Raw genomic sequence first — 21,259 nt, 5'->3', positions numbered from 1 at the left:
ATCAAAAGAGATCTCAAATCTAGCTTGCAGATTTCGCCGCGCGGATCTCCCGTTCTAATGCGTCCAGAAAACGCGAGCGATCCGTCTTTGTAAAGCCCTTGCCAGAGCCGCCTGCACCAAGCGGGTTGGCAGCACGCAGGTCGGCCATCAGATCGCGCATCGCCAATTGCTGGCCGATATTGGCCTGGGTGAAACGCTCGCCATTGTGGCGCAGTACCTGGGCGCCGGCCTCGATACATTTGGCGGCCAGCGGGATGTCACCGGTCACCACCACATCGCCCGGCCCACAGCGTTCGGCGATCCACATGTCAGCCACATCGGCGCCATCTGCAACGATGACGTTTTCCACCAGCGGATTGCGCGAGGGACGCAATCCGCCGTTGGAGACCACATACATTTTTAGTTTGTGGCGGGTGGTGACCCGCTCGGCCTCTTCCTTGACCGGGCAGGCATCAGCATCAATGTAGAGCGCGCTCACTTGGCAGCCTTTTTGTCTGCACCGTCAGCGGCGCTTTTGGGCTTTGGCTTTGTCGCGGCCTTGGCGGGTTTTTTCGCCTTGAACTCGTCCGGGATCGGCATCCGGTTAAAGGCGTCCAGGCCGGCGATTTTGTAGGCCTCGGCCAGTGTGGGGTAGTTGAAGGTATTCTGGACGAAGTAGTCCACCGTGCCCTGCAGGTTCATCACCGCTTGGCCAATGTGGATCAGCTCGGTGGCGCCTTCGCCGACGATCTGCACCCCCAGAACCCGGCGGGTTTTGAGGCTGATCAGCATCTTCAGCATGCCGTGTTCCAGCCCCATGATATGCCCGCGCGAGGTCTCGCGGAAACGGGCAACGCCGATCTCATAGTGAATGCCGCGCTCTTGCAGCTCTTCCTCCGACATGCCGCAGGTGGACATCTCGGGCACCGAATAGATGCCATAGGGATACCAGGGGCTTTCCGGCAGCGTCGGGGTCTCCAGCGCGTGACAGGCGGCAACGCGCCCCTGCTGCAGCGAGGTGGAGGCCAGCGAAGGGTGGCCGATGACATCACCGGTGGCATAGATATGCGGCACGGCTGTCTGGTAGGTCTTGCGCTCGACGCTGAGGCGGCCCCGGTGATCGGTTTCCAACCCCACAGCCTGCAGGTTCAGCCCGTCGGTATTGCCCATGCGACCAGCGGCAAAGAGCAGCATTTCACCGCGCACATGGCGGCCATTATTCAACGAGACTTCGATATGGGTACCGGCGTCTTCGATCTTGTCGATGGCCGCACCAAGGCGCAGGTCGACACCGTTTTCACGGATCTGATGGGTGAAGTCCTGAATGAGGGTGCTGTCGATGAAATCCAGGAAGGTCTCGCGGGGCTCAATTAGGGTGACGCGCACATCCAGGGTCGAGAACATGGTGGCATATTCCACCCCGATGACACCGGCCCCCACCACAATCAGCGAGCGGGGGATCGACGACATTTCCAGGAACTCATCGCCATCGACAACGGTCTTGCCGTTGAAGGGCACATCATCCGGTCGGTAGGTGCGTGTCCCGGTGGCAATGAGGAATTTCTCGCCAGTGACCCGGGTGGTGTCGCCCGCCTCAGTGGCAACCTCGACCTCGTTTGGCCCCGTGAATTTGGCAAGACCCGCCAGCCATTCCACATGGTTGCGGTTGAACTGGTGTTCCAGCACATCGACCTCATGATCCAGGGTCATATGCAGACGTGCCTTCAGGTCTTCGGCTCCGATCTGGTCTTTCACCCGGTAGGAGCGGCCATAAAAGCTGCGCTCGCGCCAGCCAGAAAGGTTGAGCACGGTTTCGCGCAGAGTTTTGGACGGCACGGTTCCGGTATGGACCGAAACCCCACCCAGCCGATCAGCCCGATCAATGACCAGAACCCGGCGCTTCAGTTTGCCCGCCTGGATGGCGGCGGTGCGCCCCGAGGGGCCGGAGCCGATGATCACCAGATCATAGTCATAGTCGAAATCGGTCATGGAGGGGGTTGCGGAAGTTGTCATGGTTTAATCCCGGTACAGGGCTTCGGCGTGGAAGGTGACGTGATCTTCCATGAAGCTGGAGACAAAGAAATAGCTGTGATCATAGCCGGGCTGCAGACGCAGGATGGCCTCCTGGCGCTTTTCCGCTACGGCGGCTGCCAGGGCTTCGGGGCGCAACAGGTCGATGAACTGATCCGTGGTGCCGGTATCCACCAGAATGGGGCCGTCAAAGCCTTTGTCGCGCATCAGCAGTGAGGCGTCATGTTTGGCCCAAGCGGCCTCGTCGTCGCCCAGATAGGCGCTAAGCTGCTTGCGACCCCAGTCGGCGCCGGTGGGGTTGCAGATCGGCGCAAAGGCGGAGACCGATTTGAAGCGGCCCGGCAGGTTCATCGCCAGGGTCAGTGCGCCATGGCCCCCCATGGAATGTCCGGTGATGGCCTGACGGTCGAGATCAATAGAGAAGTTTTCAGCCAGAAGGGCTGGCAGCTCTTCGGCGATGTAATCCCACATCTGGTAATGCGGCGCCCAGGGCTTCTGGGTGGCATTGACGTAGAAACCAGCGCCTTGCCCCAGGTCGTAGGCGTCATCATCGGCAACACCTTCGCCGCGGGGGCTGGTGTCGGGAAAGACAATGGCGATGCCCTGTTCGGCGCACCAGGCCTGAGCGCCTGCCTTGGTCATGGCGTTTTCATGGTTGCAGGTGAGGCCAGAGAGATACCACAGGATTGGCACCGGACCGTCCTTGGCTTCTTCCGGCAGGAAGAGACCAAAGGTCATATCGCAGTTGGTTGCGGTGCTTTTGTGACGGTAGACACCCTGCTGGCCGCCAAAGGCCTTGTTTTCCGAGACGGTTTCCATGGTGAGGCTCCTATAAATGGTTGCCTTATCGCTACCTGTCAGCGGCGCGCAGGTCCAGTGGCGGCAGCGGCAGCTGCACCTGTTTTTGCGGCAATCGTGTTACAATAGTCTGAAGAGCTTGACCCAGCGCAAGCTCAGAGTGCGGAAACCCAGGCGATCACCATTGGGACTGTCAGAATAGAGGCAATGGTGGAGATCAGAATTGCCGCCGATGCCCGGTGTGGGGCAACGCCGTAGTGCTGTGCCAGCATATAGACATTACCTGCCACTGGCAGTGACGCTGCAGCAATGGCGACCATGGCCGAGAAGCTGCTGACAGGTAGCAGGTAAAGAACGCAGAATGCGACGCAGAGCGGGTGCAGTACAAGTTTGGCAAAGCTGAGCCAGACGGCGATCTCCATACGTTCTGCAGATTTGGACGCCAGCGAGGCACCAATGGCAAAGAGCGCCCCAGGGGTGGCGGCGCCGCCCAGGATCGACAGAAAATCATTCATTGGCACCGGGATTGGGATTTCGGCAGCAGACCAGGCAAGGCCTGCGCAGATGGCCAGGATCATCGGATTGCGCAGCAGGCCCAGCACCACCAGTTTGAGCGTCGCCAGGCCCAGGCCTGAACCGCGCCCGAGGTTGATTAGAATGACAATCAGCGAGGAAAAGACCACCAGATCAACGCTAAGCACTACCATCATTGGGGCGATGGAGGCCTCGCCAAAGAGCATGGCCATCATGGGCAGTCCTAGGAAGCCCACATTGCCGATGGCGGCACATTGTGCCTCGACGGCGGCGGTGGGCATATCCATACGGCGCAGCAGGGCGACCAGCGTGACCAGCAGATAAACCACCATGGTGCCCGCGAGATAGGCCAGCACCAGGTCAGGATCAAAGATCTCAGCAAAGGAGAGATTGGCGGCAAAGCGGAAGATCATCGCCGAGAGCGGGAAGAAGAAGATGAATTTGGTCAGATAGGCGGTGGCCTCTTCAGTGAAGAACCGGGTGCGCCCAGCCCAGTACCCGAGGCCGATGATTGCAAAAAAGGGCAGTGTTCTAAAGAAAATATCGACCATTGTCAGAGTGGTAGCTTCTCTGGGTGAAAAGGCAAGGTGGAAAGGCGGCGTATTTTTCGAAAGCCAGGAGAGATTTGGGTTTGAGGGAGCCATAAAAAGAGGGGGGCTCCCGCCCGTCGTTTGGGCATCAAAGATGCCCGCCTCCCGTTGGGCTCAGCGCGGCGCCACCCCCAACGGCCCTGGCCTTCGCAAGAAGGGTGAAAGGGCGGGCGGGAGCGCTTCCTTGCCTGTGGCCTTTGGGGTACCCGCGAAGGCTGGTGCTGTGAAGAGAATGCTGTTGCCTCTCCGTTCTCTCAGGTAGGGTGGGTTCCATTCCGCCAGCGCCACGAGGTCAGCCATGAACGAACACGCCAGCATTCTGCGCACCGGACGCAAGTTCGATCAGGTTCTGAAAGGCGCCCGTGAAGTCTTTCTGGCAGATGGCTTTGAGGGCGCCAGCGTGGACGATATCGCACGGGCGGCTGGGGTCTCTAAGGCGACTCTCTATAGCTATTTCCCAGACAAGCGTTTGCTGTTCATGGAGGTCGCGCGCAGCGAATGCGCTCGTCAGGCGGATGCTCCGATGGATCTGGCCACCTGTTCCAGCACCCCGCGCCAGATCTTGCGGGCCGCAGCCGGGCATATCCTGTCGGCCAGCCTGTCTGATTTTGGCATGCGGATGTTCCGTATCTGTGTGGCCGAGGCCGATCGCTTTCCCGATCTGGGGCGTCAATTCTATGAAAGCGGCCCGATGTTGATCCGCAGCAGGATACGCGACTATCTGCGTAGCGCCGCTGCCAAGGGCGAGTTGCAGATCGAGGATTTTGATCTTGCCGCCGATCAGTTTGCAGAACTCTGCCGCGCTGATCTGGTGCCGCGGTTTCTGTTCAACATAGACGCCAGTTTCACGGAGGAAGAGCGCAGCAGGATCATCGAAGGTGCGGTTGAAACCTTCCTGGCCCGCTACGGGGGTGCCCCGACCTGATCACTCTCCGCGCGCCCCTGCGCGCTAATGTGTAATCGCCCGGTTTGGCACCGTCCGATAGATCTGATGGCAACTCTGGCAGGCCTGCATCATCGTCGGCAGACTGCGGCGCAACCCGCTGATTGAGCTGGCGTTGATCTGTTTAGCGGCCTGCCTTGCGGCCTCGGCCCGGGTCTCAAAATCCTGCCAGTGTGCCCAGATCTCGGGACGGGCATGGGAGTTGTTCTCCAAGCGCTCTTTGGCAAAGTGTCTGGGGATTTTGCGGGTGTTTTCAATCAACACACGCCGCGCCGCCCTGGCCCGCTGCGGAGTAAAGGTCCGGCGCCCGGCCGACATGTCGCTCAAGGTGAGGAGCGCCGCTTTTTGGTCGCGCATCAATGCCAGGCGGGCGCGGATATGTTTATCGGTGATGACCGCGCTGCCTGCATATAGATCGGCGCTGAGCATCACCAAGCTGAGACAGAGTGCAGTGAGGGCGCCGATGACACGATGGCTGATCCATCTTGGCCGGGCAGGGGATTTACGACGTTCCCTTTGTCGGTGAGTGTTGAAGCGGAAAATCATTGAACCTCTCCACTTGCGTCTGCACGGGTCGGTGACGCGGGCAAACGGGGCGGGCTGGAGCGAAGCGCGTCTTGGGCGCGACGATCTGGCATGAGGCCAGCGCCCTCTCGGCAATAGCGTGAGGCTGGATCAGATGAACCCCGGAACCCCGCTCTGATAAGTGGAGTGTGTTTTACATGGGCCATCAACGCATCTCGCCTCTTGGTTTCCCTTGGTCTTGCTTCCCACGGCCTGTGAGCCAACGGATCTTGGGATCGGCACCTGGCGGGCAGAGTCCCGGCCATTGTCCGGCAAGTCTCCAACACTCAGGTTATTTCCACGTTAAACAGCTCAGCGGCGGAGATTGGTCAGTCCAGCTGGGAGGGGCGCCCTTGGCTGTTCTTTGCCCAGGGCAGCGTGGCCTCGCCTGACATCACCCGCCCGCCCCTCGGATAGTTCGCTCCAGAGCGAAGGGATTTTTATGGGCAACAGGGCTTCTCTTGGCTAGCCTTGGAGCATGACAACACCACGCTTTGATATCATTGGCCAGGCGCTGAGTGACGCCAGCCGCACCCGGATGCTTTGTGAGCTGATGGAGGGGCGCTCCTTTACCAACAAGGAGCTGGCCTCGGCTGCCGGCATCACCGCTCAGACCGCCACCGCACATCTGCGCCTGTTGCAAAACGCCGGGCTGGTGCTGGCAGAGAAACGCGGGCGCTGTGTGTTTCACCGGCTCGCCAATGCCGAGGTCGCACAGGTGCTGGAGCAGCTGGCTGCCCTTGCGCCCAGCTCGCATCTGCATCTGGCCCAGCGGCGCAAGGCGGGCGATATTGCCCAGCTGCGCAGCTGCTATGATCACCTGGCCGGCCCGGTGGCAGTGGCGATGACCGGGCAGTTTTTGGACCGTGGCATGCTGGTCGAGGAAAACGGCGGTTTTCGTGCCTGCGGGCATGAGATCTGGCCCAAACTCGGCGTGAGCCTGCCGCAGAAGCCCTCAGCAGTGGCGCGCCATCAGCCCTTTGCCCGCCCCTGCATGGACTGGACCGAGCGGCGCCTGCATGTCTCGGGGCTGCTGGGCAAACAGATCCTGACCCATTTCTTTGACCAAGGCTGGGTGCGGCGCAACAGCCACAAGCGCGGGCTGCAGATCACCGGGCTGGGGCTGCGGGCGCTTGAACAGGTTCTGGGGCTGCGTTGTGAGGCGTTGATCGATGCCTGAACCCCTCTGCAATATCGCCTCCAGCCGATTTTCTATTGAGCAGGGGACTCGCGTGCTGGTCCAGGTGCCACAGGAGGCTGCAGGGCGTCTGTTGCAGGCCATTCTGGCGCAGGAGCCATTGCACTGGGGCGATTATGATCAGGTGGCCTATACCAGTAGCGCCGGGGTGCAGCAGTTTCGCACCCTGCCGCAGGCCCGCAATCGGGCGACGGAACAGGCGGTTGCGGTGGCCTGTGTAGAGCTGCAGGTCTTTGTGCCCAAGCGGGGGCAGGATCTTGAGCCGCTGCTTTGTGCCATCTATCACGCCCATCCCTATGAGGAACCGGTCATCCAGCTGATCCCAGCAGCACGCAGCCTGCATCGGCGCGGCCAGGATGAGTCAAACCCAAACCGGTTTTGGAACCAGGAAGCCGCTGATTGGGTGCCTGAAATACATCGCTGAGGTTCAGACTTGAGGTTCAGGTCTGCGTAAAATGGCTTGATTAATCCTGTCGTTGCGGCGAGTCTTGGCGCATGACTATGGATGCTATTCCGCCCAGCCCGGCTAGCCCGGGCGCGCCTATCCCGCAGCAAGTGGCCTTTGACCGGCGTGAGATGTCGGTGATCATGTCGCTCTATGGCCGTATGGTGGCCGCCGGAGAGTGGCGCGACTACGGGATTTCCTGCCTGCGCGATCTTGCGGTGTTTTCGGTGTTTCGCCGCACCGCTGAACACCCGCTGTACCGGATCGAAAAACACCCCAAACTGCGCAATCGCCAAGGGCTCTATGCGGTGGTGGGCATGGACGGCCAAATCCTGAAACGCGGCAGCGACCTCAAAGCGGTACTGCGGGTGCTGGAGCGCAAGCTGATTCGGGCGGTGAAATAGCGGCACCTTGACCGCGGCGCCGCTGACCTAGGCCAGCCGACGGTGCGCCGTCACCGGCCCATCGCCTTGCTCTGCAATGCGGGCAATGGCGGTGTCCAGCGGTTCCAGCGCCACGGCCATGGCATGCACATTGGCATGGAGCAGGGTGTCCGGATCATGCACCAGAGCCACATGGCCTTTCCAAAACAACAGATCATTGCGCTGATAGGCACTGCCCTCGGGCAGCAGTTCCCCGAGCTCATGCTCCTGCGGGCCACTGTCGCCGGGACAGGCAATGCCACAGGCCAGACAGGCGGCCTGCACTAGCCCAGAGCAATCGATGCCAAAGCGGCTGTTGCCACCCCATAGATAGGGGGTGCCCAGGAACAGCAGTGCCACCGACACCGGATCGCTCATGTGCTGCCCCAGAGGGGTGAGATGTACCTTGGGGATGTAGCCTTGATCGGTCTTGGCAAAGCGGTCTTCATATCCCGTGACCTGGACCTGGCTGCCCAGACTGAGTGCCACCAGCTCGCGGGATTTGAAATCGGCGGCGGAATAGGCATGGCTGGCAGGGGCACTGATCCAATGGCTATTGGACTGCGCAGGCGCCAGGGCTGCACTGGGCAGGTAGCCTTGATACCCGTCCTTGGCGGCGCGGATATGATGCCAGTCTTGGGTTTTGTCCAAAACCTCTACCCTCTCACCACATAAGAGTTGCCGATCGCGCGGCCCATCAGGCGCGCGCAGCAGATCGACAACCGGCAGGGCGATGCGGGCCTGCCCGGGGGAAAGATCCTCGCTCAAGATTTGAGCTCCAGCATCGCTGGCAGCGCGGCAAAAAGCGCACGGGCGCCTTGCAGGGCACCGCCCTTGGGGCGGGCAGGGGCGGCGCTGGGGTTCCAGCCGTAGATGTCAAAATGCATATAGCGGCAGTCGCCGACAAAGCGGCGCAGGAACAGCGCCGCCGTGATGGAGCCGGCAAAGCCACCTGCAGGCGCATTGTCGAGATCGGCAATGGCGGGCTCGATCATACTCTCATAGGGGGCGTGGAACGGCATCCGCCAGACGGGATCCGCCTGCGGACCAGCGCTGGCAGTGAGCGCTGCAGCATCCGCATCGTTATCAGTGTAGAACGGCGCCAGATCGGGGCCAACCGCCACCCGCGCCGCCCCCGTCAAGGTCGCCATCGAGATCACCAGATCGGGGGCGCCCTCATCCGCCAGGGTCAGGGCATCTGCCAGCACCAGGCGGCCCTCGGCATCGGTGTTGTTGATTTCAACCGTCAGCCCCTTGCGGGAGTTCAGCACGTCACCCGGGCGAAAGGCATTGCCGGAGACCGAATTCTCCACCGCAGGAATCAGCACCCGCAGTTGCAGCGGCAGCCCTGCCGCCATGATCATCCGTGCCAGACCCAGCACATTGGCGGCACCGCCCATGTCCTTTTTCATCAACCCCATGCTGGCACCGGGTTTCAGGTTCAACCCACCAGTGTCAAAGCAGACACCTTTCCCAACCAGGGTCAGTTTAGGACCAGAGCTGCCCCAGTGCAGATCAATCAGCCGGGGCGCCTGATCGGCGGCGCGGCCAACGGTATGGATCAGCGGCAGATTGGCCTCCAGCAGGTCCGCGCCAGTGATCACCCCGACCGAGGCCTCAAATTTATCCGCCAGGGCCTCAACCGCCGCTTCCAACTGGGCAGGGCCCATATCGGCGGCAGGGGTGTTGATCAGATCCCGCGTCAGCCATTCGGCAGCGGCCAGCGATTCGATTGCCGCTGCATCGACAGCCACCGGGGCGATCAGGCTTGCCGCCATTGCGGTGGCGCTTTTGTAGCGGGTGAAACGGTACTGGCTGAGCAGCCAGCCGAGGCATTCGCTTGCCAATGTCTCAGGATCCAGTCGGGCAACATGCGGCGCCTCGGTCTGGAGCTGATAGCAGCCTGCGGGCAGCTTTTCTGCAGCTGCCGCAAGGGTAAAGCGTTTGCGCAGCCGTTGCGCGGCCAAGCCATAGCCGGCCAGCGCAAAAGCAGCGGCGCCACCCTGCCCGGGAACCAGCAGCGCCTGACCGCTGCCTGCGGTAAACCCATTGGTGGCAACCCAGTCCTGCACCAGCGCGGGCTGATCGGTCAGCCAGCTTTGCAGTTGATCCTGCTCAATCAGATAGAGGGAAACAGCTGTGTCAGAGGCAGGGGCAAAGCAAGGGGCCATGAGGATACTCCATTTGGGCGCGGCTGCCGGTAGACTATCCACCCGTCAGCTGCCTGCAAGCCCCGTGCGTGGTCCGGGCCGGGAGAATCTCCTGAAACCCGCGCGGTCTGCGCGAATTTGGAAACGGGTCTAGAAACAGGCCAAGGCCGCCGGAGACCATTTTGGTCTCGAGGCGGCCTAGCATGTAGGCATTTTACGCTACAAATCTGTGTTTTCAGTCTTTCTGTTCAGTCCAGCCGTTCAGAAAGTGCGTTTGGTCGTGTCTTTGGTCTTTTCCGTTTGGTCTGTACGATCAAACAGTGATGTCTTGCTGATCCCAGACGGCTGTCAGAGAGCGCTCTCCGACCCGAAGCAGGCGGAACAGGATCGCGGCCACGGCCGGCGCATCCTCGTTATCGACTGAAACGGTTACATCGCGGGCAATTGACGCCATCGCGTTCATCCCGATCTGTTCCGATATCGCGATCAAGGACCGCGCGTTCTTGCGCAGATCAACCATGTTGTCCTGTCGCCAAAGTCTTTCGCAATGCGTCAGACGTACGGCCAGTTCCTCGATGGCGCGACATACGACATCTTCGGCTCCGGCTTCGCCCAATTGTGCGTACAGCTCACCCAGTTTGTCTGGGTCGAGACGCACGTTTTCTACTTGCATGACAGATAATATATTCGCCACCACATTCACCCTAAATTTAATGTACCCCCACGGCACAGTGCCAATTTGCCTACCAGTAGTTGTCAAAAGGTTTCCGCATGACTGTTCAAATCGCTCGAATTTGCTAACAATTCAGGGTATCAGCACCGCCAACACTCACAAAAGGGGATGCTACATATGGAATTCGCCAAACCTCTACCGACCTATCTGGTCACCCGCTACCATGGCTGGAAGGCCACGTCCTATGCCGAAAACCAGGGCTGGTACCGCCGCCTTGCCACCGAGGGCCAGCGCCCGCGCGCCATGGTGATCTCTTGTTGTGACAGCCGGGTTCATGTGACCTCGATCTTTGGTGCGGATCAGGGAGAGTTCTTCATTCACCGCAATATCGCCAATCTGGTGCCGCCCTATGCGCCCGATGGCGACCATCATGGTACCTCGGCGGCCATCGAATATGCGGTTACAGCGCTAAAAGTGTCCCATCTGATCGTGCTGGGCCATTCGCAATGTGGTGGTGTGCAGGGCTGCATCGACATGTGCAAGGGCAATGCCCCGGCGCTGGAAGAGAAGACCAGCTTTGTTGGCCGTTGGATGGATATCCTGAAACCCAAGTTTGAGGGCGTCGCCGATATCGATGATCCCGTAGATCAGGCCCGCCAGTTCGAGCGCCAGGCGGTTGTTGCCTCCTTGGAAAACCTGATGACTTTCCCATTCATTGAGAACTCGGTGAAAGAAGGCAGCCTCAGCCTGCACGGGTTGTGGACCGACATCGGTGAAGGCGGCTTGGAATGCTTCGACCCTGATGCCAAGAGATTCCAGAAAGTCTGAGGGATTAATCCATAGATTTTTTCATATTGATGGCGGCGCGGGTGTACCCACCTGCGGCGCCATCAACAAAATGCACGTGATCATCGCGGCTGGCGGAAGGCACGATGCAGGTGAGTCGCGCCTCGCTCTGGTCATGAAGCCCGAAGTGAATGAGACCTTTCAACTCTGCACTTTGCAGGATTCTTCCGATCTGCTCTCGCGCCTTGGGGGCGCAATCCAGGGTCATCTTCAGCCCGTCATCGAATTTCTGATAGTCTGCATTGGCGCTCATCACTGCCATATAGTGGCTGGGGTCGAACTGACCCAGGGGCTTGCCCCGACGAAACAGCCAACTGGCCAGAGGAGCAGCGGCAAGCAGATAGAGTTTTTTGCGCCACAGTGCCCCTTTGCCACGGGTGAGGTGGGCCTCGATATCCAGCGCTTGTGGCAGGGTATCAATTCCCGGCCCCTCCAGGGGCACGGGATGGCCGCCACGGGGCAGCCTTGCCGCACAGTCCAATATCTGTGAGGCCACTTTGGAAAACTGCGCCGGAGTAGTCTTGCTGGTCGGCAGCATCACCAGTGACAGAATCCCCCCGTTGCGTGCCGGAATAGTGTTCCAGCGACAGGATAACCCGCTCAGGTCAGGGGGCTCATATTCGGTGAGGTCAGCTATCACTGCTGCGCCCTGTTTCATCTGTGCTTCGGCCCAGGTCAGGCCGCCGCCTGAAAACATCGCGTAATCGGCATTTGGCGAGACCGCATGGCGCGCAACGGTCACGTCCAGCCCCTGCGCCCGCACCTCTGTGACGGGGATAGCCGCCACCCGCAGAGCAATATCAAACTCTTGCAGCACCCAGTGGCGCAGCCGGGCCAGGGTGGTGCGGGCGGTCTCGCCATGTTCGGGTGGGACGGCAAAAGAGGTGCCATCGCCGCCAAAGACAAAGGGGAAGGCCGCCCCGTGCAGCGCGTTCTGCATGGCGGCAATCACTGAGGCACCGATCATGTTGACCATCTTGTATTTGCCAGCCGCAATCAGCCCGGTGGAATCGATGATGTCGCTGCAACAGATCACCCAGCCATCCGGCAAAGGCGTAAAGGCCGCAGCGCTGGTCAGACTGGCAAAATGCGATTGCCGGGGGAGAGCCTCATAAAAGCTGTCCAGATCCTTCATCCCATCCCCATCCTTATTGCGTTCCTTACGCGGCGTTTCGTAAAAGGCTTCGCAAAACAATTGTACCTCAGCGTCAAACATGCAAGCTCGCGTCGCGGGGATGTGACTGGTGATGATCAGCCCGCAAGAGGCAAGTCCCATCCGAAAGAAGGAGCGCCGCCTATGCAGGTCGGTTTGATCATGTTGTGCCTGGCCTATGTGCTGAGCCAGTTTTTCCGTGCTTTCCTAGGTGTTCTGACCTCGGTGCTGGGGCAGGACATCGGCGCAACACCCAGCGATTTGGCCAATGCCTCGGGCATGTGGTTCCTGTCCTTTGCGGCGATGCAATTGCCGGTGGGCTGGGCATTGGATCATATCGGACCACGGCGGACCTCTGCCTGGCTCTTGTTTCTGGGGGGGACCGGTGGGGCGGCGATCTTTGCGCTGGCCAGCTCTCCCTTTCATGTCAGCATGGCGATGTTCTTTATCGGCATTGGTTGCTCACCCGTCCTAATGGCCTCTTACTATATCTTTGCCCGGCAATACCCGGCGGCACGCTTTGCCACGCTGGCGGCGCTGATGTTGGGCATGGGATCGGTGGGCAATCTGGTGGCCTCTTACCCCACTGCCTTTGCGGTGGAGCACCTTGGATGGCGGGCGACGCTTTGGGGGCTGGCGCTGGCCTCATGGTTGGTTGCTGCCGGGATTTTTCTGACGGTTCAGGACCCGGCCAAACCCGAAGGCGATCAAAAAGGCTCGGTGCTGGAGCTGCTGAAAATGCCGGTGCTCTGGGCGATCTTCCCGCTGATGTTTGTCTGTTATGCGCCCTCCGGCGCGCTGCGGGGGCTGTGGATTGGCCCCTATCTGAGCGATGTCTATGGTCTGGATACCGGCGAGGTTGGGCTGGCAGCACTGGTAATGGGCGTGGCCATGGTGGCTGGAACCTTTGTCTATGGACCGCTGGACCGGATCTTTGGCAGCCGCAAATGGGTCATCTTTGGTGGCAACGCGCTGGGCGTTCTGGCGTTGCTGGCGCTGATTGCCGTCACCGGTGCTCCTATCTGGACGCCAATCGCGGTGATGGCCTTTGTTGGTTTTGTCGGCGGATCCTTTCCGGTGATCATCGCCCATGGGCGGGCCTTTGTACCGCCGCATCTGGTGGGACGCGGTGTGACGCTGCTGAACTTCTTTGGCATTGGCGGCGTGGGAATCATGCAGTTTGCCTCCGGCAGGCTGCATGCAAACATGGCCGGAGCGGAGCCATCGGCCCCCTATCTGGCGATTTTTGGCTTTTTTGCCGCAGCTCTGGCGGTGGGTTGTGTGATTTATCTGTTCAGCCGCGACCGGCTGGACTGACCAGGCCCTTTATTTGCAGGGCATTTGCCTATAAGAGACCCCAGCCGGCCATAAGGCCGGGTGATACTGGAGAAACGATATGGGTTATCGCGTCGTCGTCGTTGGCGCCACAGGCAATGTGGGCCACGAAATGTTGAACATCCTGGCTGAGCGCCAGTTTCCTGCGGATGAGGTTGCCGTTCTGGCCAGCCGTAAATCGCTGGGAACCGAGGTGACGTTCGGCGAGAAGACGTTGAAGACCCAGGATCTCGACACCTTTGACTTTACCGGCTGGGACATGGCGCTTTTTGCCGTCGGCTCCGAGGCCACCAAGGTCTACGCCCCCAAAGCCGCCAAGGCTGGTTGCGTGGTTATCGATAACTCGTCGCTGTACCGCTACGATCCCGATATCCCGCTGATCGTGCCCGAGGTGAACCCCGAGGCCGTGCATGGCTACGCCAAGAAGAACATCATCGCCAACCCCAACTGCTCGACCGCGCAGATGGTTGTGGCGCTGAAGCCTTTGCATGACCGCGCCAAGATCAAGCGCGTTGTGGTCTCGACTTATCAGTCGGTGTCCGGCTCTGGCAAAGAGGCGATTGATGAGCTGTGGGAGCAGACCAAAGCCATCTACAACCCCACCAAAGAGGTGCCGCCAAAGGTCTATCCCAAGCAGATCGCCTTCAATGTGATTCCCCACATTGACGTCTTCCTGGACGATGGTTCCACCAAGGAAGAGTGGAAAATGGTCGCGGAAACTAAGAAAATCATCGACACCGCGATCAAAGTGACAGCCACCTGTGTGCGTGTTCCTGTCTTTGTGGGTCACTCTGAATCAATCAATATTGAAACAGAAGACTTCCTTGATGAGGACGAGGCCCGCGACATCCTGCGCGAGGCCCCCGGCGTTATGGTGATCGATAAGCGCGAAGATGGCGGCTATGTCACACCGGTTGAATGCGTTGGTGATTTTGCCACGTTTATCAGCCGTATACGTCAGGACTCGACCATCGATAACGGTTTGAACCTTTGGTGTGTCAGCGACAACCTGCGCAAGGGTGCAGCCCTGAATGCGGTGCAGATCGCTGAACTTCTGGGCCGTGAAGTGCTCAAAAAAGGCTAAAGATCTTTACACTTTGGGTTAGGGGGCTGCTTCGCAAGAGGCGGCCCTTAATCTTTTGCAGGGCTGCCCAAATCTGGCCACAAAACTCAATATCCTAAGGGTGGGATATCAAAAGGGGACGTGAGCCATGTACTCGAAAGACTTTGAACGCGAAACAGTGACCACCGGGGATGCAGCCCTGCAACAGACCGCCTGGTCCAGCGCCAGCGATGAGGACCGCATGGATACCGAAATGGCGATCCAGTTGCGTATTCTGCTGACGCCGCATTTTCAAAAGGCCAAGACCTGGTCAGAGCTGCGTAGCGGCTTGCAGGTTGCCGGATTCTACATGAAGCGCAGCAAGGGCCATATGCATATCTATGACTCCGCCAGCCACGTGCAGATCTGTAACTGCGCTTTCCTGGGCTTCCCTTCCAAGGATCTCGAAGAGCGTTTCAAACGGGTGCTGCCCGTGCGCAAGCCCGTGCGCCAGCTGGGTGGGGTGCAGCACTGATCTGAACGCGTCCCTAGGGTCTGTCCGGCAGGAAGCCCCTGCACAGATCACAACATGACCAGCGGCAGCGCCCTATGATGGCGGCGGCCCCTGCGGATCAAAACGGTGCCAGAACGGCGCCGTTTTTGTTTTGTCTGTGACGGCCTGGTTGGACTTCGGCAGATTTGCGCCAGATCGCAAGGCGCTGGCAACTGTTGCTTTAATCTGTGCAGGGACACTCTACTATCAGGACAATTGAGCAGGCTGGCGGGTATTCCAAATGGGACCAGCTAACGACATAGCCTGCGCCCCAAAACCTGATTGTGAGATACAGATGCGTTTTCCTCTTTCCCTACTGTCGCTGCTGGCCAGTTCGGTCGCAACATCCGCCTGGGCTGACGACATTGCCGTCAACAGCCGGGTGGCAGAGGTCATCGTCCATCCGGAGGTGGCTGCGATCACCCGCCGGGCCGAGTTTGATTTGCCAGCTGGTCGCCATCGTCTGATCTTGAATAATATTCCTTATTCCGCCGACCTCGAGACTTTGCAAATAGACCTGACTGGTGCGCGGCAGACCGCTGTATTGTTCCGCGAGGATGGGGCCCCCCCCCGGCGGGCCGATGACCCCGAGGTTCTGGCAGCTAAGGCTGCGGTCAAAGAGGTCAAGATGCGTATTCAGGCGGTTCGGGATGAGGCAAGCCGGGCGGCGAGCGAAGCGACAGCGGCCAAGACTGCAATTGGTTTTTTGGAACAGCTGGGCAGCAATGAAGGGTTGGCGGAGGCTGGCGCGGAGGCCCTGCGTGATATCACTCGGATGATCGCGAGCGAGGCTGATGCTGCTGGGAAACAGGCCCTGGAGGCGCAGATTCGCGCCCGCGCCATCGAGGATCAGCTGGAGGATCTGGCAAAGGAGCTGAGATATGCTGAGCAGGCTTTGGAGGCCATCGCTATTGAAGATTCAAACCGCCTTTATCTGGTGATTGAGGTGGATATGGCCGCTGCTGGCCCAAGTGCGCTGGAGCTGAAGTATTTTACCAGTGGTTTGGTCTTTTCGGAACCAAGCTATGAATGGCATCTGGCGACAGGTGAGAGTTCTGAGGTCACCCTGAAGCGCGGGTTCGGCGTGTGGCAAGCGACCGGCGAGAACTGGAACGGTGTCGATCTGACGATTTCGACCCTACAACCGGGCGAACGTGGGGCTCCTTCCCAGATCAACGCGCTAAAACGCCGGGTGCAGGACCCGCGTCCAGAACCCAAATTGCGCAGCCAAGCCTCTGCCGCATATGATGAGTCGACCATGGGAGTCGGTAACCTAGCAGAACCCATCATCGAACCTATGATTATCGAAGAGGCTGCTGGCGGCGTGCGCTGGGGGGCAGATACCAGTGGTCCTGGGGCCACCTATCACTTTTCCCATCCTGTCTCCATTGCCTCAGGCCCTGATGTTCTGAAGCTTGAAATGGACAGCCTGACTACTGAGGCCGAAGTGCTGGCGGTTGCCGTACCGATGCAGGATGAAACCGCTTACCGGGTTGCCAGGGTGACCAATGATTTCGACGGAGACCTGCTGGAAAGTGATCACGTTCCGATGTTTGTCGATGGTAAACTGGTGACGTTTTCAGATTTTGCGGGCTTGGCCGTGGGGCAAGAGATCGAATTGGGTTTTGGCGCTCTGCACGGTCTGCGCCTATCGCGGGATGTTTTGCAGAAAAGCGAAGGCGAGCGCGGGGTGATCTCGCGTAGCAATCAGCAGGAGGAGGTGGTTGAGATCTCGGTTGAGAATCTGACCGGGGAGACTTGGCCGCTGCGCCTGTTGGACCGGGTGCCCTATAGCGAGCAGGAAGAGCTGGAGATCACTTGGAACGCCCAACCGCGTGTCAGCGCGGAGAATGTCGATAAGCAGCGCGGCATTCTGGCCTGGGAGTTCGATCTGGCTCCGGGAGAGGACAAGCTGATCCGTCTGGAAACCACTTTGAGCTGGCCCGAGGGCAAGCTGCTGCGCTGAACCATTGTGCGGCGTGGGCCTTGCCCGACAAAGGGGGGGCGCTCCCGCCCGGAGTTGGGATGGATCACAGATCCACCCGCTCCCGTTGGGCCCGGCACCGCTGTCGCGGTGCAAAAGAAAGAAGATCTGCTGAGAAGGCCCTCAGGGGCAGGCCTGCCCTGAGGAGCCTTTGTCGATTTTAAGAACAGTTGCGCGTCAAGGGTAAACCGCGCTGGCGCGCGGCCGCCTTTCGCGGCCCTTGACCCGTGAGGAGGCGCCTACCCTTCAGGCCTTTTCGCGCAGGCGGCCCACCACGCCGGTTGGGAAGAAGTATACGCTGAGGATGAACAATACGCCCAACCACAAAAGCCAGCGATCGGCGCTGAGCAGTTCAGGCAGCAGCGGCAGCCCTTCGACCAGGCCGGAAGCGGCCCCCATCAGGTTCTGCAGGTAGTTCTGCGCCAGCACAAAGAGGGTGGCGCCGATCATGGCACCGTAAAGCGTGCCCATACCGCCAATGACGACCATCAGCAGGATATCAATCATGATCTCCATCGACAGCACGGTGTCAGGGCCGACATAGCGCAGCCAGACCGCATAAAGCGCGCCTGCCAGGGCGGCAATAGACGCCGAGAGGCAGGTGGCAGCGACGCGGTAATAGACCACCCGGTAGCCAATGGATTCGGCGCGAAAATCATTCTCGCGGATAGCCTGCAATACCCGGCCAAAGGGCGAGTTCACCACCCGCAGCATGGCAAGGAACAACAGCGCAGCCCCGAAGAAGACAAAGTAATAGGCCAAGAGCTTGCCGTTCAGCTTGACGCCGAAAAGCTTGCCGTCAAAGGCCTCCTTGCCGAACTTGAAGGCCGGGCCAAGCTCGCGCGGGGTTTTGAAGGTGAGGCCGTCTTCACCACCGGTCAGGCCAGAGAGCTGGCTGACCAGAACCGCCACCGCGGAGGCCACGGCGAGGGTGATCATGGCAAAGAAAATGGCCCGCACCCGCAGGGAAAACAGCCCGATCAGCAGCGCCAAAGCCGCCGCCAAACCGGCGCCAGCCAGAGCGCCGATGGCGATGGCGTCAAAGCCACGACCCATATGGGCCGAGGTCAGGGCGACGCCGTAGGCGCCGATGCCAAAAAACATGGTATGGGCAAAGCTGACGATACCGCCATAGCCCAAGAGCAGATCATAGCTGGCCACCAGCACAATGAAGATGCAGATCCGCGCGGCGGTATCCACGGTGCGCACGCCGGGAAATAGAAAGGGGGCCAGCGCCAGGCAGATCAGGATGCCACCCAGGACCAGAGCCAGCGGCAGGGAACGCGGCATATCGCCGGAGAGAACAGAGCGGATCATTTTGCTTTTACCACCGGAATCATACCCATAGGGCGCCACATCAGGATGGTGACCATCAGGGCGATGTTGGAAATCAGGGCTGCTTTTGGCTCGATAAAGGCGATGTAGTTCTGCATCAGACCAACCAGCAGGGCGCCAATAAAGCAGCCCTCAACCGAGCCAAGCCCGCCAATGATCACCACGATGAAGATCAGGATCATCGCGTGGTTGCCCATATGGGCGGTGATGACCTCCTGATAAAGCGCCCACATGACGCCGCCCAGGCCCGCCAGGGCAGAACCGGCGATAAAGACGCCGACAAAGACCAGTTTCAGCCGATAGCCAAGCGCCTGCACCATCTCGCCGTTCTCAACCCCGGCCCGCACGATGAGGCCGATTTTGGTGCCGCGCAGCACCCAGCGCATGGCGGCAAAGACCAAAAGCCCCATGGCCACGGCAACCAGGCGGTATTTCTCTATTGCGGCCCCGGCAAAGGTGATCGCGCCTTTCAGGGCTTCGGGGCGGTTGAAGTAGATCTCTTCGGGGCCCCAGGCGACGATGATCAGCTGTTCGACCACGATCAGCCCACCCATGGTGACCAGGATCTGTTTCAGATGGTTGCCATAGACCGGCGCGACGATGACTTTTTCAAAGGCCCAGCCCATGGCGCCGGTGGCGAGAATGGCGCCAATCACCGCCAGCAGGATGGCGCCGAGGTTCAGCATCAGCGAGGGGGCTTCGGTCATATGGCCCAGGGTCATCAACACGGTGATGCCGACAAAGGCCCCGACCGAGACAAAGGCGCCATGGCCAAAGTTGATCACATCCATCAGGCCAAAGACCAGAGTCATGCCCGAGGCCATGAGGAAGATCATCATCCCCATGGCGAGACCCGAAACCGTAAGGGTGAGCCAGCTGGCCGGGTTCATGATGGCGACAAAGCCCGCCAGGGCCAAGAGCGGCACCAGCAGCACCGGCATATGGGGCGCAACCCGGTCGCGAAGCGACAGGCGCGCCATTGTGGGGGCATGTTCCGGGGCGGCACTCATGTCAGAGCCTCCGTTGGCTGGGGTGAGGGCAACTGTCTGGTCAAAGGTGTTTTGCGGGCGGGCATGGTCAGTGCGCCTCCATGCTGAGGCCCATGAGCCGTTCCTGCAGGGCGGCATCGCGGCCCAACTCCTCCATTTCACCCGTCCAGATCATCCGGCCGTCATCCATCACATTGGCACTGTCCCCCAGCGCCTTGGCGACGGCAAAGTTCTGCTCCACCAGCAGGACTGATGACCCCTGATCCTTGAGGTCCTTCAGGGCCTTGGCCATGGTGGAGATGATCGCAGGGGCCAGGCCTTTGGTGGGTTCGTCAATCAGGTAGAGCTTGCGTTCTTCGACCATGGCGCGGGCAATCGACAACATCTGTTTCTGCCCGCCCGAGAGCGTGCCGGCCTCCGATTTCCAAAAGGTCTTGAGCGGCGGGAAGGCGGTAAAGATCCAGTCCAGACGGGCAGAATTGATCGGCCCGGACAGGGCGGCCAAGGTCATGTTTTCCTCAACCGTGAGATCGGCAAAGATGCCCATGTCCTCGGGAACAAAACCAATACCGAGCCGGGCAATGGCAGGGGTGGGCAGTTTGGTGATATCGGTCCCGTCAAACAGGATGCGCCCCTGATGGGCGCGCCAATGGCCGATGATTGATCGCAGCGTTGTGGTCTTACCTACACCGTTACGCCCCAAGAGCATGGTGACGCCGCCACGGGGGACGGTCAGATCAACCCCCTGCAGGATGTGGTACTGCGCAATATTGGTATAGACGCCCTCGAGCCGAAGGATTGGGTCAGAAGGGTTTGGCGTCAGGATGGCATCAGACATCTGCGAGAATTCCTTCTAGGCCCCGGCCCATATAGGCCTCTTGCACCACATCCGAGGCCATGACCTCAGCCGGGGCGCCATCTGCGGCCAGAGCGCCGTTGTGCAAAACGATGATCCGGTCAGCGAGGCTGCGGATCACGTCCATCTTGTGCTCGACCAGCAGGATGCTGCGGTCTTTTTGTTCTTTCAGTTCGGCAATCAGATCCAGCACCACCGGGGCTTCATCGACGCTCATGCCGGCTGTGGGCTCATCAAACATATAGACATCGGGATCCTGGGCGATCAGCAGGGCAACTTCGAGCTTGCGTTGGTTGCCGTGGGACAGCTCCGACACCACCTGATCGCGCTGATCCAGCAGCCGCACACGGGCGAGGATCTCCTCGGCCTCGTCCGTCAGATCCTGATGGCGCGATACCATGGACCAGAGGTTGAAGCCGCGTCCCTTTTTGGCCTGTACCACCAGCCGCAGGTTTTCCAATACGGAAAGGCCGGGAAACAGATTGGTCAGCTGAAAGGCACGGCCAATCCCGGCCTTGGTGCGGGCCGAGACCGACGCGCGGGTGATGTCATGACCGCGCAGTGAGACCGAACCGCCAGAGGCCGGGATCTGGCCTGAGATCAGGTTGAAATAGGTGGTCTTGCCTGCACCGTTAGGGCCGACAATCGCGGTGAGCTCACCGGGATGAAAGGCGCAGGTGACGGCATCAACAGCCACATGGCCACCAAAGCGGACGGTCAGGTCACGGGTCTTCAGGATGGGTTCTGTCATTTTGATCTCGGAGTGTTCTCTAAGGCGGCTGTGCCAGTGCTGAGAGAAGGGACAGTATAGGGCGACAAAGCCCCCCTGCTAAAACCAT

Annotated in this window: 22 protein-coding genes; 9 read left to right on the top strand and 13 right to left on the bottom strand. The window is 60.0% G+C overall.

Going from position 1 to position 21,259, the window contains the following annotated elements; translation table 11 throughout:
* Positions 1-19: 19 nt before the first annotated feature.
* From ED661_RS01350 to ED661_RS01335, 4 genes are all read right to left on the bottom strand, one after another.
* A complete protein-coding gene (locus ED661_RS01350; protein ID WP_122072155.1) occupies positions 20-478 on the bottom strand; it encodes a YaiI/YqxD family protein in 459 nt (152 codons plus the stop codon).
* Positions 475-1,992 carry a Si-specific NAD(P)(+) transhydrogenase gene (gene sthA / locus ED661_RS01345; RefSeq protein WP_371412380.1) on the bottom strand — a complete coding sequence of 506 codons (1,518 nt, stop codon included), beginning with the start codon at positions 1,990-1,992 and terminating at the stop codon, positions 475-477. Before sthA ends, ED661_RS01350 begins: the two co-directional genes overlap by 4 nt.
* Positions 1,993-1,995: 3 nt before the next feature.
* Positions 1,996-2,829: an S-formylglutathione hydrolase gene (fghA, locus tag ED661_RS01340; RefSeq protein WP_122072153.1), complete on the bottom strand. Its 834-nt coding sequence runs from the start codon at positions 2,827-2,829 to the stop codon at positions 1,996-1,998.
* A 134-nt stretch (positions 2,830-2,963) separates the two neighbouring features.
* Positions 2,964-3,893, bottom strand: a complete 930-nt coding sequence (locus tag ED661_RS01335; protein ID WP_122072152.1) for an AEC family transporter — start codon at positions 3,891-3,893, stop codon at positions 2,964-2,966.
* 337 nt (positions 3,894-4,230) lie between these two features.
* Here ED661_RS01335 and ED661_RS01330 point away from each other — a divergent pair, with 337 nt between their 5' ends.
* Complete coding sequence (locus tag ED661_RS01330; RefSeq protein WP_122072151.1) at positions 4,231-4,857, top strand: TetR/AcrR family transcriptional regulator; 627 nt, start codon at positions 4,231-4,233, stop codon at positions 4,855-4,857.
* Positions 4,858-4,881: 24 nt separating this feature from the next.
* Here ED661_RS01330 and ED661_RS01325 read toward each other — a convergent pair whose 3' ends face one another.
* A complete protein-coding gene (locus tag ED661_RS01325) occupies positions 4,882-5,421 on the bottom strand; it encodes a cytochrome c (RefSeq protein WP_122072150.1) in 540 nt (179 codons plus the stop codon).
* Positions 5,422-5,917: 496 nt separating this feature from the next.
* On the opposite strand from ED661_RS01325, the gene ED661_RS01320 reads away from it, so the two are divergent.
* The 3 genes from ED661_RS01320 (at position 5,918) to ED661_RS01310 (ending at position 7,486) form a co-directional block, all read left to right on the top strand.
* The gene (locus tag ED661_RS01320) at positions 5,918-6,619 is read left to right on the top strand and encodes a helix-turn-helix transcriptional regulator (RefSeq protein WP_122072149.1); all 702 of its coding nucleotides are present in this window, start codon (positions 5,918-5,920) and stop codon (positions 6,617-6,619) included.
* On the top strand, positions 6,612-7,061 hold the full coding sequence (locus tag ED661_RS01315) for a hypothetical protein (RefSeq protein ID WP_122072148.1): 450 nt from the start codon (positions 6,612-6,614) through the stop codon (positions 7,059-7,061). The genes ED661_RS01320 and ED661_RS01315 overlap by 8 nt, the downstream gene beginning before the upstream one ends.
* Before the next feature lie 77 nt (positions 7,062-7,138).
* A complete protein-coding gene (locus tag ED661_RS01310; RefSeq protein ID WP_122072147.1) occupies positions 7,139-7,486 on the top strand; it encodes a DUF2794 domain-containing protein in 348 nt (115 codons plus the stop codon).
* Between the two features lie 27 nt (positions 7,487-7,513).
* Here ED661_RS01310 and ED661_RS01305 read toward each other — a convergent pair whose 3' ends face one another.
* From ED661_RS01305 to ED661_RS01295, 3 genes are all read right to left on the bottom strand, one after another.
* Positions 7,514-8,275: an NlpC/P60 family protein gene (locus ED661_RS01305; protein WP_371412383.1), complete on the bottom strand. Its 762-nt coding sequence runs from the start codon at positions 8,273-8,275 to the stop codon at positions 7,514-7,516.
* Positions 8,269-9,675: a M17 family metallopeptidase gene (locus ED661_RS01300; RefSeq protein ID WP_122072145.1), complete on the bottom strand. Its 1,407-nt coding sequence runs from the start codon at positions 9,673-9,675 to the stop codon at positions 8,269-8,271. The genes ED661_RS01305 and ED661_RS01300 overlap by 7 nt, the downstream gene beginning before the upstream one ends.
* A 292-nt stretch (positions 9,676-9,967) precedes the next feature.
* Positions 9,968-10,327, bottom strand: coding sequence for a hypothetical protein (locus ED661_RS01295; RefSeq protein ID WP_122072144.1), 360 nt, complete (start codon positions 10,325-10,327; stop codon positions 9,968-9,970).
* A gap of 177 nt (positions 10,328-10,504) precedes the next feature.
* Here ED661_RS01295 and ED661_RS01290 point away from each other — a divergent pair, with 177 nt between their 5' ends.
* The gene (locus ED661_RS01290) at positions 10,505-11,155 is read left to right on the top strand and encodes a carbonic anhydrase (protein ID WP_122072143.1); all 651 of its coding nucleotides are present in this window, start codon (positions 10,505-10,507) and stop codon (positions 11,153-11,155) included.
* Between the two features lie 4 nt (positions 11,156-11,159).
* Here ED661_RS01290 and ED661_RS01285 read toward each other — a convergent pair whose 3' ends face one another.
* The gene (locus ED661_RS01285; protein WP_371412379.1) at positions 11,160-12,389 is read right to left on the bottom strand and encodes a DUF3095 domain-containing protein; all 1,230 of its coding nucleotides are present in this window, start codon (positions 12,387-12,389) and stop codon (positions 11,160-11,162) included.
* Between the two features lie 81 nt (positions 12,390-12,470).
* On the opposite strand from ED661_RS01285, the gene ED661_RS01280 reads away from it, so the two are divergent.
* The 4 genes from ED661_RS01280 to ED661_RS01265 all read left to right on the top strand — a co-directional run bounded on the left by ED661_RS01280 (position 12,471) and on the right by ED661_RS01265 (position 17,222).
* Positions 12,471-13,643, top strand: coding sequence for an MFS transporter (locus tag ED661_RS01280; protein WP_122072142.1), 1,173 nt, complete (start codon positions 12,471-12,473; stop codon positions 13,641-13,643).
* Between the two features lie 79 nt (positions 13,644-13,722).
* Complete coding sequence (locus ED661_RS01275; RefSeq protein ID WP_122072141.1) at positions 13,723-14,745, top strand: aspartate-semialdehyde dehydrogenase; 1,023 nt, start codon at positions 13,723-13,725, stop codon at positions 14,743-14,745.
* Positions 14,746-14,872: 127 nt separating this feature from the next.
* Positions 14,873-15,238: an aspartate-semialdehyde dehydrogenase gene (locus tag ED661_RS01270; protein WP_122072140.1), complete on the top strand. Its 366-nt coding sequence runs from the start codon at positions 14,873-14,875 to the stop codon at positions 15,236-15,238.
* Between the two features lie 313 nt (positions 15,239-15,551).
* Positions 15,552-17,222: a DUF4139 domain-containing protein gene (locus ED661_RS01265; RefSeq protein ID WP_122072139.1), complete on the top strand. Its 1,671-nt coding sequence runs from the start codon at positions 15,552-15,554 to the stop codon at positions 17,220-17,222.
* A gap of 264 nt (positions 17,223-17,486) precedes the next feature.
* Here ED661_RS01265 and ED661_RS01260 read toward each other — a convergent pair whose 3' ends face one another.
* From ED661_RS01260 to ED661_RS01245, 4 genes are all read right to left on the bottom strand, one after another.
* On the bottom strand, positions 17,487-18,557 hold the full coding sequence (locus ED661_RS01260) for a branched-chain amino acid ABC transporter permease (RefSeq protein WP_122072138.1): 1,071 nt from the start codon (positions 18,555-18,557) through the stop codon (positions 17,487-17,489).
* Positions 18,554-19,585, bottom strand: a complete 1,032-nt coding sequence (locus ED661_RS01255) for a branched-chain amino acid ABC transporter permease (RefSeq protein WP_122072137.1) — start codon at positions 19,583-19,585, stop codon at positions 18,554-18,556. Before ED661_RS01255 ends, ED661_RS01260 begins: the two co-directional genes overlap by 4 nt.
* A 67-nt stretch (positions 19,586-19,652) precedes the next feature.
* Entirely contained in the window at positions 19,653-20,402 is a 750-nt protein-coding gene (locus ED661_RS01250) for an ABC transporter ATP-binding protein (RefSeq protein ID WP_122072136.1), read from the bottom strand.
* Positions 20,395-21,171 carry an ABC transporter ATP-binding protein gene (locus tag ED661_RS01245; protein WP_122072135.1) on the bottom strand — a complete coding sequence of 259 codons (777 nt, stop codon included), beginning with the start codon at positions 21,169-21,171 and terminating at the stop codon, positions 20,395-20,397. The genes ED661_RS01250 and ED661_RS01245 overlap by 8 nt, the downstream gene beginning before the upstream one ends.
* Positions 21,172-21,259: the final 88 nt, after the last annotated feature.

It is taken from the genome of Pseudophaeobacter sp. EL27 (genome assembly GCF_900313025.1).
In the GTDB taxonomy this organism is placed as follows: Bacteria; Pseudomonadota; Alphaproteobacteria; order Rhodobacterales; family Rhodobacteraceae; genus Pseudophaeobacter.
The sequence above is the reverse complement of the archived record's forward strand: the minus strand, read 5'-3'. Positions and strand labels throughout refer to the sequence as shown.